Below are 21967 nucleotides of genomic sequence, written 5' to 3' on the forward strand. Positions count from 1 at the left end.
ATTAATATACCAAATTTCGGCCCGCACTGGGAACAGCTGCCTCCGTCCCGCGAGGCCGACGGGCGCTCTTTTCTGTAATTCACCGGCGAAACCGCCCATCGGCGAAGTGGTCCTTGACCGTCTCCGCCGACGCGCCGACCCGTCTGGATTGCGTGGAGCGAGCCGATTGCATCGCGGAGGATCGGCCCGTCCGGTTCAAACCCTCACTTTTCCCCCACTTCTCGGCCTTGAGCTCGCCCAACCCATTGACCTTTGCGCGAGATTGCCGCAATTCCATGCCCATAACGGCGCCGATAGCTATATTGAAGGCAAGAACAATGACTGAGAACACAGCACCCAGGCAGCTCCTGCATCTCGTCTTCGGCGGCGAGCTCGTCAAGCTCGGCGGCACCGAATTCCGTGATCTCGAAAAGCTCGACATTGTTGGCATCTATCCGAGCTATGCCGCAGCGCTCACCGCCTGGAAGAGCAAGGCGCAGCAGACGGTCGATAATGCCCATATGCGCTATTTCATCGTCCATATGCACAAGCTGCTCGAACCCGACGTGACGGCGTTGGCGTGATCGCCGTGCCGTACGCGACACGGATCAAGGAGCAGGGGTCATGAGTAACTGGCGCGCGCGCCTGGCGCTCTCCCTCTATCGCTGGGGCGGTGTCGTCGCCTATCCGGTGATCAGCACGTTCGTTGCCTGGCGCACGGCGCGCGGCAAGGAGGACAGGGCGCGCAAATCCGAACGCTATGGCTATCCCAGCGCCGCCCGCCCCGAGGGGCCGCTCGTCTGGGTGCATGCGGCAAGCGTCGGCGAAACTAATGCCATGGTGCCGCTGATTAAGGAAGTGTCGCGCCGTGGCATCACCGTGCTGCTGACCACCGGCACCGTGACCTCTGCCGCCGTCGCCCATTCCCGTCTCGAAGGAGAGGTCATCCACCAATATGTGCCGCTCGACCTCCGGCCGGTCGTGCGCCGGTTCCTCGAATACTGGCAGCCGGACCTGGCTTTGTTTGCCGAATCCGAGATCTGGCCGACCACCATTGTGGAACTCGGCCACCGGCATATCCCGCAAGTGCTCGTCAATGCGCGCATGTCGGACCGCTCGTTCCGCCGCTGGTCGATGGCAAGCAATATCGCCTCGGCGCTGTTCGAGAACCTGGCGCTGGTGATCGCGCAATCGGAACTCGATTCCGCCCGCTTCCAGGAACTCGGCGCCCTGCCGGTGCTGGTCTCGGGCAATCTCAAAGCCGACAGCGGCATGGCAGATCCCGATCCCTTCGCCCTCAATCGCCTCAAGCAGCAGATCGGCGACCGCCTGACCTGGGCGGCGATCTCGACTTTCGACGGTGAGGAGAAGGCCGCCGCACAAGTGCAGAAGGCGCTCAAGGGCCGGCTCGATCTCTTGTCGATCATCGTGCCGCGCCATCCGGAACGCGCCGGCGAGATCGAGGAAATGCTCGTCGAAGACGGGTTGAAGGTTGCCCGCCGCAGCCGCAACGATTCCATCGCTGCCGATACGGACGTCTATCTCGGCGACACGATCGGCGAGATGAGCCTTTACCTCACGCTCACCGAGGTCGCCTTCGTCGGACGTTCGCTGACCGCCGAGGGTGGACAGAACCCGCTGGAGCCGGCGATGATGGGTTGCGCCATCCTCTCCGGCGGCCATGTCGGCAATTTCCGCGAGAGCTACCAGATGCTCGCCCGCAACGGCTCGGCCCGCATGGTCCGCGATGCCGAAATGCTGGCCAAGGGCGTCTACTTCCTGCTCACCAACGAGCCGGCCCGTTACCAGATGATCGATGCTGGCCTGCAGACCGTCCACCAGATGCGCGGCGCATTGACCGCGACGGTGCGTGGCCTCGAACCCTATATCAATCCCCTCACCATGAAAGCGCGGCTGATGCCGCGCAACGGCACCAACGGCGCGTAGGAGCTCCATGAAGATCACCGGCATCCTGTTTGATAAGGACGGCACGCTTCTCGATTTCGACAAGAGCTGGGAGCCGGTCAACCGCCGCGCCTCGCTGTTCGCCGCTGCTGGCGACGAATTCCTGGCCGACCGGCTGATGATTATCTGCGGCATGGATCCGCTCACCGGCAAGGTGTCTTCCGGCAGCCTGTTCGCCGCTGCCGCGCCGAGCGAAATCGCGCTGGCCATGTCCAATGCCGGTGCGCCTTTCGAGCCCGAGGAACTGACCACGCATCTCGACCGCCTCTATGTCGAGGGTGCGGCCAATGCCGTGCCCGTTACCGATTTGCCGGTGCTTTTCGAGCGGCTGAAAGGACGAGGCCTGCGCCTCGGCATAGCCTCCTCCGACAACGAGGCCTCGATCCGCGCCATCGCCGACCGCGTCGGCATCATGCCCTATCTCGACTATATCGCCGGCTATGACAGCGGCCACGGCGTCAAGCCCAATCCGGGCATGATCGATGGTTTCGCCGCGAGCCAGGGCATCGATCTCGCCGAGATCGCCATGGTCGGCGACAACACCCACGACCTGCACATGGCGCGCAATGCCAAAGCGGGGCTTGCCATCGGCGTGCTGACCGGCACCAGCGGCGAAGAAGCGCTGGCGCCGGACGCCGATTATGTGCTCGGCAGCATAGATGATCTCGAAGCCCTGCTCGATCGACTGGCGGCAAAGGCTGCGGAATAAAGCATAGATTGCCAAAGCACTTGCTTTGTCTAAGCTTTTCGCGTTCTGTGCCCCCGCAATATCGTTAAAAGTTGGTCAAGGGACTTCGCGAGGCGGCGAGGCGCGGCGGATGGTTTCGGAAGCACCACCCTTCTGGTGGGAAAAAGCAGGTTTGCAGGCCTGGTTCCTGACGCCGGTGTCATGGATCTATGCCGCGGTTGCCAGCCGCAACATGAAACGGGCAAAGCGGCTGCAAATGCCGGTTCCGGTGATCTGCGTCGGCAATTTCACCGTCGGCGGCGCCGGCAAGACGCCGACCGTCATCGCGCTGGCGAAGGCCGCCAAGTCCAAGGGCCTGAAGGCCGGCGTGCTGAGCCGCGGCTATGGCGGCAGCATGGATCGCACCATCATTGTCGACCCCTCGCATCATCGCGCCATGGATGTCGGCGACGAGCCGCTATTGATCGCTCGTGAGGCGCTCACCGTCATCTCCCGCAAACGCGTCGAAGGCGCGCAGCGCTTGGTCAACGAGAGCTGTGACCTGATCATCATGGATGATGGCTTCCAGAGCGCCAGGCTGCATTTCGATTATGCGCTGATGGTGATCGACACCATGCGCGGCATCGGCAACGGCCATATCGTCCCCGCTGGACCGGTGCGCGCCCCCACGGCATTGCAGCTCAAATTCGCCACCGCCCTGCTCAAGGTTGGCCGGGGCAATGCCGCCGATCCCTTCATCCGCCTCGCCGCCCGCTCCGGCAAGCCGGTGCTCGAGGCCGCGATCCGCCCCGTCGGCGCACCGGAAATTCGGGATCGCAAGGTATTGGCCTTCGCCGGTATCGCCGATCCGCAAAAATTCTTCCGTACGGTGGAAGAGCTTGGCGGCATCATCGCCATAAGCCGCCCTTTCGGCGACCACCAGCATCTGAGCGAGGACGAGATCGCCGACATACTCGCCACAGCCGAGCGCGAAAGCCTCGACATCGTCACCACCGCCAAGGACGCGGTCCGCCTGATCGGCCATCATGGCCACGCCGCCGAGCTCCTCGATAAGGCGAAGGTGATCGAGGTGGAGATGGCCTTCGACTCGCGCGCAACGCCCGGGCTGATCATCGATCAGGCGATCGCGGCGGCGCGGAAGCGAGGGGCGCGGAAGGGCAGCTAGCGTCCCCAATACGAAAACGCTCGACGAAACTTAACATTTTTGCTAAGGTTTGTATGTGGATCGTTCAATATCTTCCCAGCGCCGTTGAAGAAGAAGCCAAGTTGCCGGCCGACATGCAGGCTTGGACGGATGGCAGATGTGATCCGGGAAGACGGTCTGTTCGGCTTGCCGCGCGATTGGGTGAAGCCGCTTGGCGACAAGCTGTGGGAACTGCGGATCACGGGCAAAGACGGAATTGCCAGGGCAATCTATATTGCTGTCAAAGGACAGCGCATCGTGATCGTTCGGATTTTTATCAAGAAGACGCAGAAGACGCCGCCGAAGGAAATCGAATGAAAACGATCCGCGCCGAAGACCTGCATGCCAAGCATATGGCAGAGGACCCTGAATACCGGGCGGCTTACGATGCGCTCGAAGATGAATTTGCCTTGATCAAGGAAATGATCAAAGCTCGCGCGCGGTCTCACCTGTCACAGGCCGAAATCGCCAGTCGGATGGGTACAACGGAAAGCGCGGTTTCGCGTCTCGAAAGCGGTCGGACAAAGCCCTCGACCCGCACACTTGAACGCTATGCACAAGCGACCGGCCACAAGCTGCGCATTCATTTCAAACCTATGACCGAGGACGCCGGCTGAATCTTACTTCTGCGTCGGCAGCACGCCGGCCCTCTTGTCCGCCTCCAGCGAGGCGCCACAATCTGCGTAGGGTTCCTGCCGGTCGACACTCCAATATTTGAGCTCGTCGATCGGAATCTGCTTGCCGGTTATGGCGCAAATCACATAGCCGCCGGGGAGCAGAATCTGGAAATCACCGTCAAGATAGCGGATTTTCGCTTCGCGGCTGCCGCTGCCTTCAAACCGGTTCATCATTCCAAAGATCCTCTAATACGTTCAACGCGATATACAGCCGTGATGTTGAGATTGCAAATCAGCGCACGCTTGTGGTTTCCAAGGCATTTCTGGCTCTAGCTTCGCCCGAACAGCCGCTCGATGTCCGAAAGCTTCAGCTTGATAAAGGTCGGGCGGCCGTGATTGCACTGGCCGGAGCCTGGCGTCGCCTCCATCTGCCGGAGCAGCGCGTTCATCTCCTCGACTCTCAACCGCCGGCCGGAGCGTACCGAGCCATGGCAGGCCATGGTGGCCGCGACATGTTCGAGCCGTGCGTGCAGGCTGGCCGATGTGTCCCATTCACCGATCTCGTCGGCGAGCTCCTTGATCAGTGCCGGCGCATCGACCTCGCCCAGCATAGCCGGCGTCTCGCGCACCAGGATGGCGCCGGGACCGAAGCGCTCGTAGTGCAGGCCGAGCCGGGCGAGGGCTTCGCCATGCTCCATCAGCCGGTCGCAATCCTCCTCGGGCAGGTCGACGACTTCCGGGATAAGCAGCGCCTGCGACGGCACCTCCTCGGCGGCCAGGGCCTTGCGCATGTCTTCGAACACCAGCCGCTCGTGCGCGGCATGCTGGTCGACGATCACCATGCCGTCCTCGGTCTGGGCGATGATGTAGTTCTCATGCACCTGCGCGCGTGCAGCACCCAGCGGATGGGTGAAGACCTCGGCGATGCGGACTTCCGGCGCGGGCGCCGGGGCCGCGTCCGCACGGGCCGACGGCGTGGCGATCACGTCGAAGCTTGCCTGCGGCGGTTCGCCCAAGCCGGTTTGCGGTGCGGATGTAAGCGGCCGGAAGGGCGAAGCGGATGGCGTCCAGTTCTGCGCCGGCTGCGGCCGGAAACCGGGACGGAAAGCTGCCGTCATCGCCCGCGCCGCCGTCGTCGACGAACGGTCGCCGTCGCGCGTCAGCGCCTCGCGGATGGCGCCGACGATCAGGCCGCGCACCAGGCCGGGATCGCGGAAGCGCACGTCGGACTTGGCCGGATGCACGTTGACATCGACCAGTGCCGGGTCGAGCGCGATGTCGAGCACCGCCACCGGATAGCGCCCGCTGGGCACCGTCTCGGCATAGGCGCCGCGGATTGCCGAGACGATCAGCTTGTCGCTCACCGGACGGCCATTGACGAAGGCGAACTGGTGCGCCGCATTGCCACGATTGAAGACGGGAATGCCGGCAAAGCCGGTGAGCCGCACGTCCTCACGCTCGGCATCGAGTGCTATCGCATTGTCTTCGAAATCCTTGCCGATCACCTGGGCGATGCGGGCGAGGCGATCGTCGCCGGTGGCGGCGAAGTCCAGCGTCGCCCGATCGCTGCCCGACAGCGTGAAGCGGACATGCGGGAAGGCAATCGCCATGCGCCGCACAATTTCGGTGATTGCGCCGGCTTCCGCCTTTTCGGTCTTCAAAAATTTCAGCCGCGCCGGTGTGGCGAAGAACAGGTCCCGCACTTCGACAATCGTGCCGGCATTGGCCGCCCGCGGCCGGACACCCGAGGCGCGGCCGCCGATCACCTCGATCTCCGCGCCTTCCGATGCGTCTCTAAGCCTGCTGGTGATCGAGAGCTTGGCCACCGACCCGATCGAGGGCAGCGCCTCGCCGCGGAAGCCGAGCGTGCGGATTTCATCGAGCCCTTTGTCGAGCTTGGAGGTGCAGTGCCGGCGCACGGCCATATCGAGATCGTCGGGCGCCATGCCCGACCCATTGTCGACCACCCTGAGCAGCGCCTTGCCGCCACCGGCAGTGGCGATCTCGATGCGGCTGGCGCCGGCGTCGATGGCATTCTCGATCAATTCCTTGGCCGCACTCGCCGGCCGTTCGATGACCTCGCCGGCGGCGATCTGATTGACCAGGGTTTCGGAAAGCAGCTTGATTTGCATGGCGCTATTTTCGCGGATTCTCTGCCGCTTGAAAAGCCCGCTATTCGGCCGCCGCCTTTCCAGCTGTTGACAATCGGTTGAGCGCGGCCCGGAGTGCTGCCGGCTTGACCGGTTTGTTGAGCAGCACCATGCCTTCGCGTTCGGCGCTGGCACGGACCTCGGCCGTGCGGTCCGCAGTGATCAACACGGCCGGAATAGGGCCGAAGCGACCGCGCAACCCACCGACGGCGTCAATGCCGGTGCCGGTGTCGAGATGATAGTCGGCGATGACGATATCCGGTCGGGCGATTTCGGCGATGTCGCCCAAGTCCTTTGCCAGAGTGATCCGGCACCTCCAGCCCTCGAGCAGCGTCTTCATGCCGTCCAGGATCGTCTCGTCATTGTCGATGCAGAGCACATGGAGCCCATCCAGCCGGCGGTCGATGCCGCTTGCGGCCGCCCGTGTTTCCAACGCCACCGGCACGGTGCCGGAGAGGTCGCGCGTGAGCCGCACCCGCAACAGCGTGCCCTTGCCAGGCGTCGACTGCAGCTCGACCTTGTGGGAGAGCACACGGGCAATGCGGTCGACGATCGAGAGCCCGAGCCCCAGGCCTGCCGCCGTCTTCGCGCCCTCGTCGAGCCGCGAAAACTCCTTGAACACGGTCTTGAACTTCGAGGCGGGAATGCCGATGCCGGTATCATGGACCTCGATCCAGGCCTCGCCGCCGCGTGGCCGCACACCGACGACGATCCTGCCGGTGACGGTATATTTGATCGCATTGGAAACGAGATTCTGCACCAGCCGGCGAAGCAGCATCGGATCGGATTTGACCTTCAGACGGCTCGGCAGCACGGTGAGTTTCAACCCGCGCGCTGCGGCAAGCGGCTGATAGTCCGTTTCGATCCGCCTGAGGAATTCGTCGAGCGCAAAGGTCGTGATACTGGGCTTCATCGCGCCGGTGTCGAGCCGGGAAATGTCGAGCACCGCGCCGAGGATCGTCTCGACCGATTCCAGTGCCGAATCGATATTGAGCACGAGGTCGCTGTTGGCCGAATGGCCGAGCCGCTCGACCAGCGCCGAGGAATAGAGCCGTGCGGCATTGAGCGGTTGCAGGATATCGTGGCCCGCCGCGGCAAAGAAACGCGTCTTGCCGAGATTGGCCTCATCGGCCGTCGCACGTGCCTCGGCAAGCGCGGTGTTGACATGGGTGAGTTCGCGCGTGCGCGCCACGACTCGCTGTTCCAGCGTCTCGTTGGCTTCCTCCAGCGCCTTGCTTGCTTGCACCCGTTCGGTGATATCGGTGCAAGTGGTGACGATGCCGCGGTCCGGCATCGGGTTGGAGCGCAGTTCGAGGATCCGCGCTCCGCCGTCCAGCATCAGCAGGAAGGGCGTGTCCGGCGTCAGGATCTTCTCCATCGTCTCGGTCTCGCCATCGGCGGTAATGTCGCTGCGCTCGGCGAGCAGGCTGATGATGGCCGACAGCGGATAGCCCACCTGGCCGGCGGCTTCCGGCAGGTCGAGCAATGTCCGGAAACGCCGGTTCCAGATCGCCAGCCGGTTCTCGCCGTCGAACACGGCAATGCCCTGGTCCATCTGCGATAGCGCCGTCTGCAGCACACCCTGGTTATATTGCAGCGCCTCGCTCGCCTGGTCGAGCAACAGCGCCGTCTCGGCGGGATATTCGTCGAGACGCCGCACGCTGAGCGACAGAACCAGCCGCGCCGATGACGAGCCGATCGCCGAGCCCAGCAATTGCTCGGCAAATTTCAGAAGGTCGGTGTCGGCAAAGCGATGGTCGTCGAGATTCTTGCCGCCGGAATATGCGTAGCTTGCAAAGGAGCGCTGCATCCGCTCCTCGCCGAGATAGCGGCCGATGGTGGCCTTGAGTTCGCCGACGGTGAGATTGGTACGCCAGCTGCGCATCAGCGGCCGCGACGTGCCGCTCACGGGGACGAACACAGCCGATTGCTGGCGCTCGATCAGATTGGCGTTGCGCGTCAACGAGCCAGCGATGAAGAAGGCGACATTGACCATCAGGCTGAGCAGCGCTGAATTGACGAAGGGATCGCTGTTCGGACCGGAGAAGAAATCGGTGGTCGGCAGGATGGCATCCAGGATCGCGCCGGCATCCTTGGACGTATCGGTGCCGCCCAGGCTCGGGATGAACAGCATCCAGATCCAGACGGTAAAGCCGGACACCAGACCGGCGATGGCGCCGCGCGCATTGGCTCGGCGCCAGACGAGCCCGCCGAGCAGCGCCGGCGCCATCTGTGAGATCGCCGCAAAGGCGATCAGCCCGATCGAGGCGAGCCCGCTTTCGGAACTGGTCGAGCGATAGTAGCCATAGCCGAGGAGCAGCACGGCGAAGATCGAACCACGCCGGACGGCCAGCACCAGGCGGCCGAGATCCTCGCTTGCCGGGCCGATGGCGCCGACCAGATTGCGGCGCAAGAGGATCGGCATGACGATATCGTTGGAAACCATGATCGCCAGCGCCAGGGATTCGACGATGACCATGGCGGTGGCCGCCGAAAAGCCGCCGATAAAGGCAATGAGCGTCACGACCGGCAGTCCGGCATGCAGCGGCACCGTTAGCACGAAGAGATCAGCCCCGGATGCGCCGTTGAAGAGAAGCACGCCGGCAAGCGCGATCGGCAGCACGAACAGGTTGATTGCGACCAGATAGAGCGGGAAGAACAGGCCCGCCATCCGGAGCTCGCCTGGGCTGCGGTTCTCCACCATGGTGACGTGGAACTGGCGCGGTAGCATGATGATGGCAGCGGCCGACAGCATGGTCACGACGATCCAACGCATGGTCGACGTGTGGTAGGCAAGCGCATTGGCGGCGGCACCATGGCTCCAGACGCGCTCGAGGAGATGGCTCGGCCCGTTATGCAATACGTAAAGGACGGTTATGCCGACGGTCAGGATAGCCAGCAGCTTGACCACCGATTCCGTCGCAATGGCAAGAATCAGCCCGTTCTGGTGTTCCGTTGCATCAGCATGTCTTGTACCGAAGACCACGGCGAAGAAGGCAAGTGTCATCGACACGATGAGTGGCAGGTCGACGAACTGGTGATTGTCGATGCCGATGGCATAATGCGTCGTGTCGACCAGTGCTGCCACCGAACTGGAAATGGCCTTGAGCTGCAACGCGATATAGGGCACTGCGCCGGCAAGCGCGATGATTGCCACGATCATCGCCACGACCGGATTCTTGCCATAGCGGGCGGCAATGAAATCGGCGACGGAGGTCAGCTTCTCGGCCTTGGCGATGCTGCTGATGCGTTTCAGGACCGGCAGGCCCAGCGTGAAAACCAGGATGGGGCCGGTATAGATCGCCAGGAACTCAAGCCCGCGTGTTGCAGCCAGGCCGACGCCGCCGAAATAGGTCCAGGAGGTGCAGTAGATGGCGAGCGACAGGGCATAGACCACGGGCCGGCCGCGGCCCGCACCGCCACCTGCCCGCCGGTCGCCGATCGAGGCAACAGCGAACAGGAGCACGAGATAGGCGATCGCCGAGCCGAAAATGACCCAGCTTGGCAGCATGAAGCCTCCCTGGCCGCAGTTGCGACATGGATCACAATAGGCGGAATTCGGCTGTGCGCAAAGCGATGCTTTAGGCGAATAGCGCGGTCAAGGGACCACGTCTCGGGAAGGCAGTCGTGGGCAGAGGCTTCGAGGCAGATAGCGCGCAGGGAAGCTTTATACCCGGAAACGGTGAAATACCGGCTGGCATACGGCGAAAGCTTTGGTAGGGTTGCATTTGTCCGGGACGGATGCGGACGAAACAAGGCAGGAGAGTGGACCATGATTCAGGAATTCAAGGCATTCATCGCGCGTGGCAATGTTCTCGATCTCGCAGTCGCCGTTGTCATCGGCGCCGCTTTCACGGCAATCGTCAACTCGCTGACCACCGATTTGATCAATCCAATTCTCGGGAGGCTGACGGGCGGGATCGATTTCTCCAACCATTTCATCCCACTGTCCGCCAAGGTGACGGCCGACTCGCTTGTTGAAGCGCGCAAGCAGGGCGCAGTGTTCGCCTATGGCAGTTTCATCAATCAGGTCGTCAACTTCCTGATTGTCGCCTGGGTCATCTTCCTGCTCGTCAAGGCGGTCAACCGTCTGATGCCAAAGAAGGAAGAAGCCCCCAAAGGCCCCTCCGACGAAGTCGTTCTGCTCACAGAAATCCGCGACGCGCTGCGCAACCGGCCCTGATCAGCGTATCGGCGTCCGGGTGCGCAGCTCGATCTGCGCCTCGAGCGCCCGCTTGAATTCGTCCTTGATCGCAGCCGAGCTTTCCAGCACCTCGGCCGCGCGCAGGAAATCGAGCACCTTGAACTTGCCGATCGCCGGCTTCAGGAAGATGTCGGGCGAATGGCGGTGGAGCTTTTCCGCGTTGATGGACTGCATCATCAGCTGGCTGGCGCCGAACAGGCTGTCGATGCGGTTGGGGATCTGCTGTTCGTCGCCCTCCGGGCCGCCGACCACATCGACGCCGACGACGATGTCGGCCTTGCCGACAAGATGGTCGAAGGGCACCGGGTTGAAGATGCCGCCATCGATCATCACCCGGCCTTCGAGCTTCACCGGCATGAACACGGCAGGAATCGCCGCCGACGCAGCAAGCGCCTTGAACAGGTCGCCGCTATGAATGCTGACCTCGCGCTGGCCATAATAGTCTGTGGCGGTGACGCTGAGCGGAATCTTCAAGCCGTCGAAGGTTTCGGGCACGGCCTCCGGCAGGAAGGCCTTGAGGATGCGTTCGAGGTTATAGTGGCCGACGCGGAAGCCGTTCGACATCACTTCCTGGATGCTCGATGGCCTGAGTGACCAGAGCCGGTTCATCACTTCGCGGCGATTGCCGACGGTAGCCAGCACGAATTCGCGGATTTCGGCACCGGCCATGCCCGCCGCCATGCCGGCGCCCATGATCGCGCCGATCGACGAGCCGGCGATCATCACCGGCGTGATGCCGAGTTCGTCCAGCGCCTCGATGACATGGATATGCGCGATGCCCCGCGCGCCGCCACCGCCAAAGGCGATCGCGATCGTCGGGGAAGAGGGGGCATGGCTTTGGTCCATCGGAAACCTCTCAGCTCTTTGCCGAATAGCGATAGAAATGCATCCGTGTGTCGCCGAATTCGCGTGTATCGATGGGCCTGAAGGCGCTGCCAACCTCGGGCTCGACATTGGCACGCTCTTCGAGGATCGCCAAGGCGCCATCGGCGAGCCAGCCGCCGGCCTGGGCGGAGGCGAACATTTTCTCGCCCAGTCCATGCCCATAGGGCGGATCGGCGAAGACGAGTTGGAACGGGCTCATCGTGCCGATTGCACCGAGCTGGGTGGCATCACGGCGCAATATGCGGGCGCGGCCTCGCAGACCGAGCGCCTCTATATTGGCCTGCAGCAGGTTGCGGCCCTCCACCGAGGTCTCGACGAACACGGCCGCCGCGGCGCCGCGAGACAGGGCTTCCAGGCCCACCGCGCCCGTACCGGCGAAGCAATCGAGCACGCGACTACCGTCGAGCACGTCCGGATAGGCATGGCTCACTATGTTGAACAGGCTCTCGCGCGTGCGGTCGGTCGTCGGGCGGATGTCTTGGCTCTTCGGCGTGGCAAGCGACCGGCCCCTGAATTCACCGCCGACGATTCGCACCGCCATCCTTTCGGTCACCGCTGGAGCCTCGGTCGGAACCGGTGTTTTCCGGCCGCGGCCTTGCCGGCTTTGTTCTCGGCGGCTTGGCGCCTTCCGGCTTGCCAGGGCGTGGCGGCCTGCCGCGCTCCGGCCTGCCCTCGGCTGATGCCTTGCCTCGATTGGGCTTGCCTTCGGATGATGGCTTGCCGCGGAAACGGCCGCCTTCGCCTTCGGCAGAACGTGTTGCCGCCGCCGACTTCGGTTTCGCGGGCCTGTTTCCCTCGGGCTTAGTCCCTTCCCACTTGGCGCTGCGCTCCTTGCGTTCAGGCCGTCCGCTGCGCTCGGCCTGTTTCGGGCCGGACGCGCGCTGGGCGCGTTTCGGTTTCGACTCGCCGGCGGGTGCGGCTTCCGATGTCGCATCCTTCTTCAGCCGCAGGATACGGCGTTTGGGCTCGGCAGCGGCGGTCTCCTCTTTGGCCTTCTTCTGCGCGACAGGGCGAGCGCCGGGTGCCATCCAGACATTGGCGGTGCGGCTCGTGCCGAGTGGTGGCCGCTTCGGCTTGCGGTCGTCATCGTCATGCGCATGGCGGCGGTCGCCGTCCTGCCGCGCCTTCTGCACCGGCCGCTTGGTGTCGATGCGGGCCAGATCGCGTTCGCGCCGCTCTTCGCGGCTTTCCCGCCGGGGACGCTCTTCGCGCCCTTCGCGTTTCGGCCGGTCGTCACGGTTTTCGCGCTTAGGCCGTTCCCCGGCCTCCGGCTCTTCTTCGTCCTTGGGCTTCTGCTGGTTGTTGATCGGCGCCTCGAAATTGGCGTTCGCCTCTTCGATCAGCCGCGGCCCGAGCTGTTCGCGCAGCGTCCGGCTCTTGACCTCGACGACCTGACCGTCTTCGAGTTCGCCGAGCTGGAACGGCCCATAGGAGATACGGATCAGCCGGTTGACATCCAGCCCGAGCGCGCCGAGCACGTTTTTGATTTCACGGTTCTTGCCTTCGCGCAGCCCCATGGTGATCCAGACATTGTGGCCCTTTTCACGGTCCAGCGTCGCCTCGATCGAGCCATAGAAGATGCCGTCGACGGCAATGCCTTCCTTGAGACTGTCGAGCTTTTCCTGATCGATGGCGCCATGTGCACGCACACGGTAACGCCGGAGCCAGCCGGTGGTCGGCAGTTCCAGCATGCGGGCAAGGCCGCCGTCATTGGTCAGCAGCAGCAGGCCTTCGGTATTGATATCAAGGCGCCCGACGGAGATCACCCGCGGCAGGTCCGCGGGCAGGTTGTCGAACACGGTGGGGCGGCCCTCGGGATCATGGTTGGTGGTCACCAGGCCGGCGGGCTTATAATAGATCCATAGCCGCGTGCGCTCGATGGCGCTGATCGGCTTGCCGTCGACCTCGATCTTGTCTGCGACCGTGCAGTTGATGGCCGGCGTGGTCAGCACCGTGCCGTTGAGCGAAACGCGTCCGGCGAGAACCATCCGCTCGCAGTCGCGCCGTGACGCGACGCCGGCCCGCGCCATGATCTTGGAGATGCGCTCGCCTTCGCCAACGACCGTCTGGTGGGCAGGGTCCTTCTCGCGTGGCTTGCCGGCAAGCATCCTCTTCTTGATCGGCTTGCCAGACCTCGCGGGCTTGCCGTCCGTCCTTGCGGACTTACGTTCGCGATCGCCCTGTTTCCTGGTGTCTTTCATTTCTATTGCCTCTTATTTATTCGTCTCCTATCAGGTGATTGACACCGGGTTAAGAGGAAATACGGCTTGGCACCGCCAAATCAGGTCCCAAATCAGTTCATGAAGATCGCAATAGCCGAGGCGCGGGCCGCGGCCGAGCGCGGCGAAGTGCCGGTCGGCGCAGTTGTGGTGTGTGACGGAACCGTGCTCGCTCGCGCTGGAAATCGCACCCGGCAAGCCAACGACACCACGGCGCATGCCGAGATCGAGGTGATCCGCGAAGCCTCCAAGATGCTGGGCAGCGAAAGGCTTGTGGACTGCGATCTCTACGTGACGCTCGAACCTTGCACCATGTGCGCGGCGGCGATTTCCTTTGCCCGCATTCGCCGGCTCTATTACGGCGCTTCCGATCCCAAGGGCGGCGCCGTCGAAAGCGGCGTCCAATTCTATGCTTCGCCGACCTGCCATCATGCCCCTGAGGTCTATTCCGGCTTTTCCGAGATCGAGGCAGGCGAAATCCTCAAGGATTTCTTCCGCACCCGGCGCGACTGAACCCGGTCAGGCCGCCTCTTCCTCGGTATCGTCTTCGAAGGCGATGCGGTTGCGTCCGGCGCGCTTGGCGCGATAGAGGCGGCGGTCGGCGCTGGCGATCAGCGTGCGGCTTTCGAAGCCGGAGGCGGCAAAGGCACCGCCGATGCTGATGCTCAGCGGTACTTTTTCACCATCCGCCTGGAGGTCGACGGCGAGTGTGGCGAGCCGGATCATATCGGCGATCGCCAGCGCCGTTTCGGCGTCGGTGCCGCTCAGGAATATGGCGAATTCCTCGCCGCCGATGCGGCCCCAAAAATCCCTCGGACGCAGTGTCGCGGCGATGGCGCTGCCGATACCGCGCAACGCGGCATCGCCGCATTGATGGCCGAACGTGTCGTTGATGCGTTTGAAATGATCGGCGTCGGCGATCAGCAGCGCCGAGGATTGGGCTGACGCGCTGCGTTTTTCCAACTCCGCCAGGAAAGTTTCGCGGTTGAGCCCGCCGGTGAGCGCATCGATGCGCGATTTTTGCCTGAGTTCTTCATGCGCGGCGGTCAGTTCCAGGTGCAGGCGCTCGAGTTCCGCATGCATGACGGCGATGGCATCGCGCGCGGCACGCATGTTTTCATTCTGATGGAATTGGTAGGCACTGGCCGGCCAGGCGATCGCCAGCGGACAGACGACGCTCATCCAGAAGCCGGGACCATCCGGATGACCGCCAAGAATGGGCACGAGAATCAGCGCCGCCGAAAGCGAAATCGCCATCGACACGAATGCGGCAACGCTCGCCTTGATCGCCGTTTTCTTGCTAATTCCGAACATGGCCGCACGCTAGGCACAGTCCGTTAACAGGTCATCACCAAAGTAGAAAATCATCAAATATATCGGTGGCCTGCGTCGTCATTGCTTGCGCAGGCATTCCTGCCCGGACCTCTTGTAGAGGCCTTTCGGCTGGTACTGGGCGATCGCGGTCCTGGCGGCAAGAGTGATCAGACAGGCAAGCTCGTCTTCGCGGTCGCCGTTCGGCGTGATCAGCGAAATTTCCGCACCGAATTGCGGCGTGCCCTCATAGGGAATGTCATAGTTTTCGGGGCTGATGCCGACAGTAATCTTCACGGTATAGAGCCATTCCCGCCCCTTGGCGGTGCTCATCCACTGGCCGACATCTGAATTGGTGAGGATATTGACCGCGACGTCGGCACCCGGCCCGCGCATTGCGGTGAAGCCGGCATCGTCGAAGACCTTGGCGAGCGGCGGCACGAGATAATACGCATAGCCGCTGTCGACCTGACTGCTCGACATCTGAATGATATATTTTCGCGGAGAAAGCGGCTCGGCGCGAGCCGCGCCGATATAGACAGGCAACAGGAAAGCGATGGATGCGGCCGCGAGCTTGCGGCGGCCGCGCAACATCACTTCCAGACTTCCCACCAATGGACGCCGGTGCCTGCAATTGCGGCCTGCTTCTGCCGCTCCTTTTCCTTCTCGGCCTCCGGTCTGCCCAGGTCGGTCAGCTTGTCCGGCTCGACCTGGCGGTAGTCAAGCGGCGGGTCGCTCATGAACAGGCGGCGGTCCGAATAACGGCCCTGCTGAATCTTACGCGCTTCGCGAAAGGCGGTCCGCTGCTGTTCGGGTGACAGCACCTTGCCCTCAGTCACCGAGGTCGAGAGCGGCGAGCGATAATTGCCGTTGCTGGCATTCTCGTCGGCTTCCGCTTTCAGTCGTGTCCGGGTTTCCTCGGGACTCTCCACCCATTGCGGATTGTCCTTGCTCGCCATGTTCTTTTCCGGCACGACCAGCGTGTCGTCCGACGGCTTCACCAGCGCGCCGCGCGGCTGGTAGGCGAGCGCCACCGGCTTCTTCGTCGGCGAGAGCGATGCGGCATCGCCAATGTCGTCCACCAGCTGCGCCGTGGCGGTCTTGTCCGTACCGTATCTCGGGCCCATGCAGCTTGACGCGCTCAGAGCCAGAGCCGAAAGCACGATCACTGTGCCTGCCACGCGATACTTTTCGCTCATTCCGCCAAAGCCCTTCCGGCAAATCGTGAAATAGTTAATGTCCCAATCCTGCGGTTGCCGCAGAAATCCGGCCATTTTCAGGCAGCCTTTTACCCGAGATGGGGAAAAAACGCAATTCGCCGCGGATCATAAATCCTATGAGGCGTAACAATCGGGCCGTTTTCAGGCCCGATTTATGGCTCTGGACAGCGGTTATTCCCAGATTCTGCTCACGCGGCTGCGAGTTTCGCCAGTTCCCGCAGTGCCGCGGCATCACGGGCCGACACGTCGGGATGGTCCGGATCGGAGCCGACATCGCTGGTGATCCGCCAGGAGCGGGCGCACTTTTTGCCCTCTGCGAGCACCGGCACCACGGCCACATGGGCGACGTCGTCGGCGCGGAAGGCCTCGGATGGACCCTCGCCCAGCATCACCGTGATGTCGGAGGTGATGCAGATTTCGGCGAAATCCACATCCTCCAGCGCCTCGAACAAAGTGGCGTCGGTGATGTGGACGACGGGGGCTGCTTCGAGCGACGAGCCGATGCGCTTGGCGGCACGTTCGATTTCGAGCGCGCCGGTGACCGCACGACGGATCGCCTTGATCTTCCGCCACTTCTCGGCAACAGCTTCGTTCTTCCAGTTCGCCGGAATTGTCGGGAACTGTTCGAGATGCACCGATTCCGCCTTGGGATCGCGCGACAGCCAGGCCTCTTCCATGGTGAACGGCATCATCGGTGCGAACCACAGCACCAGGCAATCGAATAGCTTGCGCACCACGTAAAGCGCCGAACGGCGGCGCAGGCTCGACGGCGCGTCGCAATAGAGCGAATCCTTGCGGATATCGAAATAGAAGGCCGACAGTTCGACATTGGCGAAATCGGTCAATGCACGGGCGATCTTCTTGAAGTCGAACTCGTCATAGCCTTCGCGAACCACCTGGTCGAGTTCGGCCAGCCGATGCAGCATCAGCTTTTCGAGTTCCGGCAACTCACTATAAGCGATCTCGTCGCCGCCGTCATGGGCGAGCGTGCCGAGCATCCAGCGGATCGTGTTGCGGATCTTGCGGTAGTTGTCGATATTGGTCTGCAGGATCGTCTTGCCGAGCCGCTGGTCTTCCCAATAGTCGGTGTTCATTACCCATAGCCGAAGGATATCGGCGCCCGACTGGGCCATCACGTCTTGCGGCACGACCGTATTGCCGAGCGATTTCGACATCTTGCGGCCATGCTCGTCCATGGTGAAGCCATGGGTGATGACGGCGTTGTAGGGCGCACGGCCGCGCGTGGCGCAGCTTTCGAGCAGTGACGAATGGAACCAGCCGCGATGCTGGTCGGAGCCTTCGAGATAGACATCGGCCGGCCATTTCAGGTCCGGACGGTCCTCGAGCGTAAACGTATGCGTCGAGCCCGAGTCGAACCAGACATCGAGGATGTCGCGCACCATCATCCACTTTTCGTGGTCATGCGCATTGCCGAGGAAGCGGCTCTTGGCGCCCTCGGCAAACCAGGCGTCGGCGCCTTCCTTCTCGAAAGCTTCAAGAATACGGGCATTGACCTCCGGATCCCTGAGCACATTGCCTTCCTTGTCGGCGAAGACGCAGATCGGCACGCCCCAGGCGCGCTGGCGCGACAGCACCCAGTCCGGGCGCTGCTCGATCATGGCGCGCAGGCGGTTCTGGCCGGCAGCAGGCACGAAACGGGTGTCGTCGATGGCTTTGAGCGCGCGCGAACGCAATGTCGTGCCGTCGCCGAAATCCTTGTCCATGTAGACAAACCATTGCGGCGTGTTGCGAAAGATCACCGGCTTTTTGGAGCGCCAGGAATGCGGATATTCATGCTTCAGGCGGCCGCGGGCGAAGAGGGCGTTGTGGGCGATCAGCTGCTCGATGACCCGCTTGTTGGCATCGCCCTTCTTGCCGTTGTCATCGATGACGCGTGCCGCCCCGCCTTCGGCATCGGGGCCGAAACCGGGCGCATCCTCGGTGTAGAAACCGTCGTCGCCGACCGGGAAGGGGATTTTCGACGGGATGCCACGGGCGTCCAGCTCACGGGCATGATGCATCCAGATCTCGAAGTCGTCACGGCCATGGCTTGGCGCAGTGTGCACGAAACCSGTGCCGGCGTCGTCGGTGACATGGTCGCCATCGAGCATCGGCACGGCAAATTCATAGCCGCCGCCAAGGCCACTGAACGGATGTGCACAAGTCATCGCCGCAAGCTCAGCCGCGCTGACGTCGCGGATCAGCGACAACGTCAGCTTGGCCTTGGCTGCGCAATCTTCCGCCAGCCGCTTGGCGAAGATGAGCTTTTCACCCGGCCGCGGCCCGAATTCATTCTCGGCGGCGGTCACTTCATAAAGGCCATATTCGACACGCGACGAATAGGAGACCGCCCGGTTGCCGGGGATCGTCCAGGGGGTCGTCGTCCAGATGACGATAGCCGTGCCGAGAAAGCCGTCCGGCCCGGCCATAACCGGGAATTTCACCCAGATCGTGTCGCTCTCATATTCCTGGTATTCGACCTCGGCTTCGGCGAGCGCCGTACGCTCCACCACCGACCACATGATCGGCTTGGAGCCGCGATAGAGCTGGCCCATCATGGCGATCTTCAGGAGTTCGCCGGCGATCCGCGCTTCCGCGTGGAAATTCATCGTCGTATAGGGACGCTCGAAATCGCCTTCGACACCGAGCCGGCGGAATTCCGCGGACTGGGTATTGATCCAGTTCTGCGCGAATTCGCGGCATTCCTGGCGGAACTCGTTGACCGGCACCTCGTCCTTGTTTTTGCCCTTGGCGCGGTAGGCTTCCTCGATCTTCCATTCGATCGGCAGGCCGTGACAGTCCCAGCCGGGCACATAGTTGCTATCATAGCCGCGCATCTGGAAGGAGCGGGTGATGACATCCTTCAGCACCTTGTTAAGCGCGTGGCCGATATGGATATTGCCGTTGGCGTAGGGCGGGCCGTCATGCAGCACGAATTTCTCGCGGCCGGCGGCCGAGGCGCGCAGCTTCTTGTAGAGGTCCATTTTCTGCCAGCGCTGAACCAGCTCCRGCTCCTTCTGCGGCAGGCCGGCACGCATGGGGAAATCGGTTTGCGGCAGGTAGAGGGTTGAGGAATAGTCGTTCTTCTCGGCAGCGTCGTTCATGGTCATACCGTGGATGAAGCGTGTTCAGACGACACGCAATGATTTTTGGAAATCGGGATTTTCGGCTTCGTATGGCGAAAAACGCCAGAAGGCCCGGACCTTTGCTCTGAGCCGATCAGGCAGCAAAGGCCGGGCTGATAATTCGGGATATGATCCAAAGCCGCGAATGTGTCATGCAGCGGGTTCTTATGCGGTTTTCGCCGGAAAGGGAAGGGGAGATTGCAACGGCGCCCGCGCTATTGCCTGGCCCGCGCCAGTTCCGCCCAGCGCCCCGGTGTCAGGCCGAACGCCTTCTTGAAATGGCGGCTGAAATGCGCCTGGTCGGCGAAGCCGGTATCGGCCGCAACATCGGCAAGCGTCGACCCGGCCGAAATCTTCTCGCGTGCCGCCGCCAGCCGCCGCATTACCAGGAACCTGTGCGGCGTGGTGCCGTAAAGCGAACGGAAATGCCGGGCAAGTGCGAAGCGATCCAGACCGGCAATGTTTTCGAGGCGCACTGAGGAAATGTTCTCGTCCCAATGCGCGGCAAGGAAATCCCGCACGCGCTGCATCTCCCGGATCGGCAGCGTGCCCGCAGGCTTCGTCATTCCGGTCGAAAGTTCCGACAGGATCGGGGCCGCGAGCGCCAGAAAACCATCCATCTCCATCGCGTCGAGCCGGTCGCCCATGCTCGACAGCACCGACAGCAGCAACCGGGTCAGGGGCGGATGATCCACGACAGGATTGCCGATGAAGGGCAGGGGCTGGCCGGATTGCATCAGCGCCGGTGCCAGCAGCGAGGGTTCCAGATAGAGCATGCGGTATTTCAGCCCTTCCTCATTGCCGGCGCCGCCGTCATGCACTTCGTCGGGATGCAGGATGATGGCATTGCCCGGCAGGCTGACGCGCCGTTCGCCGCGGTACTGAAACGTCTGCACACCCTTGAGCGTGATCCCCAACGCATAGGTGTCGTGCCGGTGCGGTGCGAAGGCAGCACCTTCGAATTCCGCCTCCATCCGCTCGAAACCGGGCAGCGACGCGTCATGCACGATGTGCTCGCGTTCCGACGCCTTGCACAAACGTTCAAGACCGGTCTCGCCCTCTTGTCTAGTTCTGGGATCGTTCATCGATTTGAAATAGGTGCATTTGTGTTCGATACCAAGATCGTCGTCATTTTGCGGGACAACCTGCAGGCCTGGCAAGAGCTGAACGTAACCGCTTTCCTGATGAGCGGCATTATCGCTGAGAACCCGCGATTGATCGGCGAGCCCTATCGCGACCGCGCCGGCCATCTCTACAATCCGATGAGCATCCAGCCGGTCGTGGTTCTGACCGGCGATCAATCGGTGCTCGCCAATGCCCAGCGCCGCTGCCTGGAGCAGGAGATCACCGCTTCGGCCTATGTCGAAGAAATGTTCGCCACCGGCCACGACGCGGCCAATCGCGAGGTCTTCGGCCAGTTCGCGCCCGAGGACGCCAGGCTCGTCGGCATCGCCTTCCGTGCGCCGAAGAAAATTGCCGACAAGGTCAGCAAGGGCGCCAGGATGCACGGATGATGCCCAGGCTCAATTGGGTTTCTGCTCGGTATCCGCATCCGTGTCTGCGGCGGCCGGAACCGGCTTCGGCTCGTCCTTGATCGCCGGGCCGCCAAATTCCGGCGTCAGCGGAAAGAAGGACGACCGGTCGAAATAGTTCTGTGTGCGCTTTTCGGCCGGCGTGAGCTTGCCCGCGCGGCTGAAGATCAGATTGTAACGGCCGACGCCACCGAATTCCGGCGAGAAGCGGATGTTGACGCCATTGAAATCGCTGGTGAAGGGCTTCAGTGCGATCAGCTTGTTCTTCTCCGCCTCGATCTCGCCCCAGGCCGTCGCCTTGGCGAATTCCTCGAGCACCCGCGCGGTCATTTCGGTCAGTTTGGTGCGGCTTGCTGCATCGTTGAAGATGAATTTCACCCGCGCCGACACCAGTGTCCCGTCCTGCTCGCCCTTGATCATCAGGAAGAAGGAGGACGGGCTGTTCGGGTCGGCACTGTTCGGCATGTCGACTTCACTATAGCATTCGTTGAGGGTCTTGGCGAAGCTGCCCGGTTGCCAACTCGACATTTTGAAACCCAGCCGGTCGAAGAGCCCGCAAAGTGTCTCGCCATTGCGCCGCATGTTGCGCAGCAGCGTACTCTCACGGCCGTTCACGACATGCTGGAAGAGATAGGCGTCGAGCTCAACGGGAATGTCCTTCAGCCGATGACCGCGGAATTTGTCGACGACGCGCGGCGGCTCCGGGATTGAATCCGGCTGCGGCTGCACGATTTTGATGCCCAGGGAGCGCATCAGCGTATGCAGGTGGCGGCCATTGTTGGCCAGCAATACGGTCGCGCCGATAGCGCCCGCAACCGCCAGAAAGACGAAGCAGAAGATCAGGATACCAAGTCTGCGCCGAGGCTTTGCTTCCATGAACTTTCTGACT

General features: G+C 62.6%; 21 protein-coding genes. 9 read left to right on the forward strand and 12 right to left on the reverse strand.

Annotated features, from left to right (window positions below; all coding sequences use genetic code 11):
* Positions 1 to 317 precede the first annotated feature (317 nt).
* From AC1D06_RS14305 to AC1D06_RS14330, 6 genes are all read left to right on the forward strand, one after another.
* Positions 318 to 563, forward strand: coding sequence for a DUF4170 domain-containing protein (locus AC1D06_RS14305; RefSeq protein ID WP_477881938.1), 246 nt, complete (start codon positions 318 to 320; stop codon positions 561 to 563).
* Between the two features lie 40 nt (positions 564 to 603).
* Positions 604 to 1926 (forward strand): lipid IV(A) 3-deoxy-D-manno-octulosonic acid transferase, encoded by a 1323-nt coding sequence (gene waaA, locus AC1D06_RS14310; RefSeq protein ID WP_477881940.1) that lies wholly within the window; start codon positions 604 to 606, stop codon positions 1924 to 1926.
* 7 nt (positions 1927 to 1933) lie between these two features.
* A complete protein-coding gene (locus AC1D06_RS14315; RefSeq protein ID WP_477881942.1) occupies positions 1934 to 2653 on the forward strand; it encodes an HAD family hydrolase in 720 nt (239 codons plus the stop codon).
* A gap of 109 nt (positions 2654 to 2762) precedes the next feature.
* Entirely contained in the window at positions 2763 to 3797 is a 1035-nt protein-coding gene (lpxK, locus tag AC1D06_RS14320; RefSeq protein ID WP_477986706.1) for a tetraacyldisaccharide 4'-kinase, read from the forward strand.
* A gap of 129 nt (positions 3798 to 3926) precedes the next feature.
* On the forward strand, positions 3927 to 4133 hold the full coding sequence (locus AC1D06_RS14325; protein ID WP_477986707.1) for a type II toxin-antitoxin system RelE/ParE family toxin: 207 nt from the start codon (positions 3927 to 3929) through the stop codon (positions 4131 to 4133).
* On the forward strand, positions 4130 to 4432 hold the full coding sequence (locus AC1D06_RS14330) for a helix-turn-helix domain-containing protein (protein WP_477986708.1): 303 nt from the start codon (positions 4130 to 4132) through the stop codon (positions 4430 to 4432). Before AC1D06_RS14325 ends, AC1D06_RS14330 begins: the two co-directional genes overlap by 4 nt.
* 3 nt (positions 4433 to 4435) lie before the next feature.
* On the opposite strand, the gene AC1D06_RS14335 is transcribed toward AC1D06_RS14330, so the two are convergent.
* From AC1D06_RS14335 to AC1D06_RS14345, 3 genes are all read right to left on the reverse strand, one after another.
* Positions 4436 to 4663, reverse strand: a complete 228-nt coding sequence (locus AC1D06_RS14335; RefSeq protein ID WP_477986733.1) for a DUF2093 domain-containing protein — start codon at positions 4661 to 4663, stop codon at positions 4436 to 4438.
* Positions 4664 to 4761: 98 nt separating this feature from the next.
* Positions 4762 to 6564, reverse strand: coding sequence for a DNA mismatch repair endonuclease MutL (mutL, locus tag AC1D06_RS14340; RefSeq protein WP_477986709.1), 1803 nt, complete (start codon positions 6562 to 6564; stop codon positions 4762 to 4764).
* A 40-nt stretch (positions 6565 to 6604) separates the two neighbouring features.
* Entirely contained in the window at positions 6605 to 10093 is a 3489-nt protein-coding gene (locus AC1D06_RS14345) for a PAS domain-containing hybrid sensor histidine kinase/response regulator (RefSeq protein ID WP_477986711.1), read from the reverse strand.
* A gap of 261 nt (positions 10094 to 10354) precedes the next feature.
* Here AC1D06_RS14345 and mscL point away from each other — a divergent pair, with 261 nt between their 5' ends.
* On the forward strand, positions 10355 to 10765 hold the full coding sequence (mscL, locus tag AC1D06_RS14350) for a large conductance mechanosensitive channel protein MscL (RefSeq protein ID WP_477986712.1): 411 nt from the start codon (positions 10355 to 10357) through the stop codon (positions 10763 to 10765).
* On the opposite strand, the gene AC1D06_RS14355 is transcribed toward mscL, so the two are convergent.
* From AC1D06_RS14355 to AC1D06_RS14365, 3 genes are read right to left on the reverse strand one after another with little or no spacing between them, the layout of a single operon-like run.
* Entirely contained in the window at positions 10766 to 11632 is an 867-nt protein-coding gene (locus AC1D06_RS14355; protein WP_477881954.1) for a patatin-like phospholipase family protein, read from the reverse strand. It abuts the gene before it with no gap.
* 10 nt (positions 11633 to 11642) lie between these two features.
* Positions 11643 to 12206: a 16S rRNA (guanine(966)-N(2))-methyltransferase RsmD gene (gene rsmD, locus AC1D06_RS14360; protein WP_477986735.1), complete on the reverse strand. Its 564-nt coding sequence runs from the start codon at positions 12204 to 12206 to the stop codon at positions 11643 to 11645.
* Positions 12187 to 13872 carry a pseudouridine synthase gene (locus AC1D06_RS14365; protein ID WP_477986714.1) on the reverse strand — a complete coding sequence of 562 codons (1686 nt, stop codon included), beginning with the start codon at positions 13870 to 13872 and terminating at the stop codon, positions 12187 to 12189. Before AC1D06_RS14365 ends, rsmD begins: the two co-directional genes overlap by 20 nt.
* A gap of 99 nt (positions 13873 to 13971) precedes the next feature.
* Here AC1D06_RS14365 and AC1D06_RS14370 point away from each other — a divergent pair, with 99 nt between their 5' ends.
* Positions 13972 to 14403, forward strand: a complete 432-nt coding sequence (locus AC1D06_RS14370; protein ID WP_477986715.1) for a nucleoside deaminase — start codon at positions 13972 to 13974, stop codon at positions 14401 to 14403.
* A gap of 6 nt (positions 14404 to 14409) precedes the next feature.
* Here the strand turns inward: AC1D06_RS14370 and AC1D06_RS14375 are convergent, their stop codons facing one another.
* The 5 genes from AC1D06_RS14375 to AC1D06_RS14395 all read right to left on the reverse strand — a co-directional run bounded on the left by AC1D06_RS14375 (position 14410) and on the right by AC1D06_RS14395 (position 20553).
* Entirely contained in the window at positions 14410 to 15204 is a 795-nt protein-coding gene (locus AC1D06_RS14375) for a GGDEF domain-containing protein (RefSeq protein WP_477986716.1), read from the reverse strand.
* Between the two features lie 78 nt (positions 15205 to 15282).
* Positions 15283 to 15813, reverse strand: a complete 531-nt coding sequence (locus AC1D06_RS14380; RefSeq protein ID WP_477986717.1) for a hypothetical protein — start codon at positions 15811 to 15813, stop codon at positions 15283 to 15285.
* Positions 15795 to 16400, reverse strand: a complete 606-nt coding sequence (locus tag AC1D06_RS14385; protein WP_477881961.1) for a hypothetical protein — start codon at positions 16398 to 16400, stop codon at positions 15795 to 15797. Before AC1D06_RS14385 ends, AC1D06_RS14380 begins: the two co-directional genes overlap by 19 nt.
* A 209-nt stretch (positions 16401 to 16609) precedes the next feature.
* Positions 16610 to 19525: an isoleucine--tRNA ligase gene (ileS, locus tag AC1D06_RS14390; RefSeq protein ID WP_477986718.1), complete on the reverse strand. Its 2916-nt coding sequence runs from the start codon at positions 19523 to 19525 to the stop codon at positions 16610 to 16612.
* A gap of 236 nt (positions 19526 to 19761) precedes the next feature.
* Positions 19762 to 20553, reverse strand: a complete 792-nt coding sequence (locus AC1D06_RS14395) for an AraC family transcriptional regulator (protein ID WP_477986719.1) — start codon at positions 20551 to 20553, stop codon at positions 19762 to 19764.
* A gap of 99 nt (positions 20554 to 20652) precedes the next feature.
* Here AC1D06_RS14395 and AC1D06_RS14400 point away from each other — a divergent pair, with 99 nt between their 5' ends.
* Complete coding sequence (locus tag AC1D06_RS14400; protein WP_477986720.1) at positions 20653 to 21060, forward strand: DUF2000 family protein; 408 nt, start codon at positions 20653 to 20655, stop codon at positions 21058 to 21060.
* Between the two features lie 9 nt (positions 21061 to 21069).
* Here the strand turns inward: AC1D06_RS14400 and AC1D06_RS14405 are convergent, their stop codons facing one another.
* Entirely contained in the window at positions 21070 to 21954 is an 885-nt protein-coding gene (locus tag AC1D06_RS14405; RefSeq protein ID WP_477881968.1) for a DUF6030 family protein, read from the reverse strand.
* Positions 21955 to 21967: the final 13 nt, after the last annotated feature.

The organism is Rhizobium sp. P2_G2 (assembly GCF_056403555.1).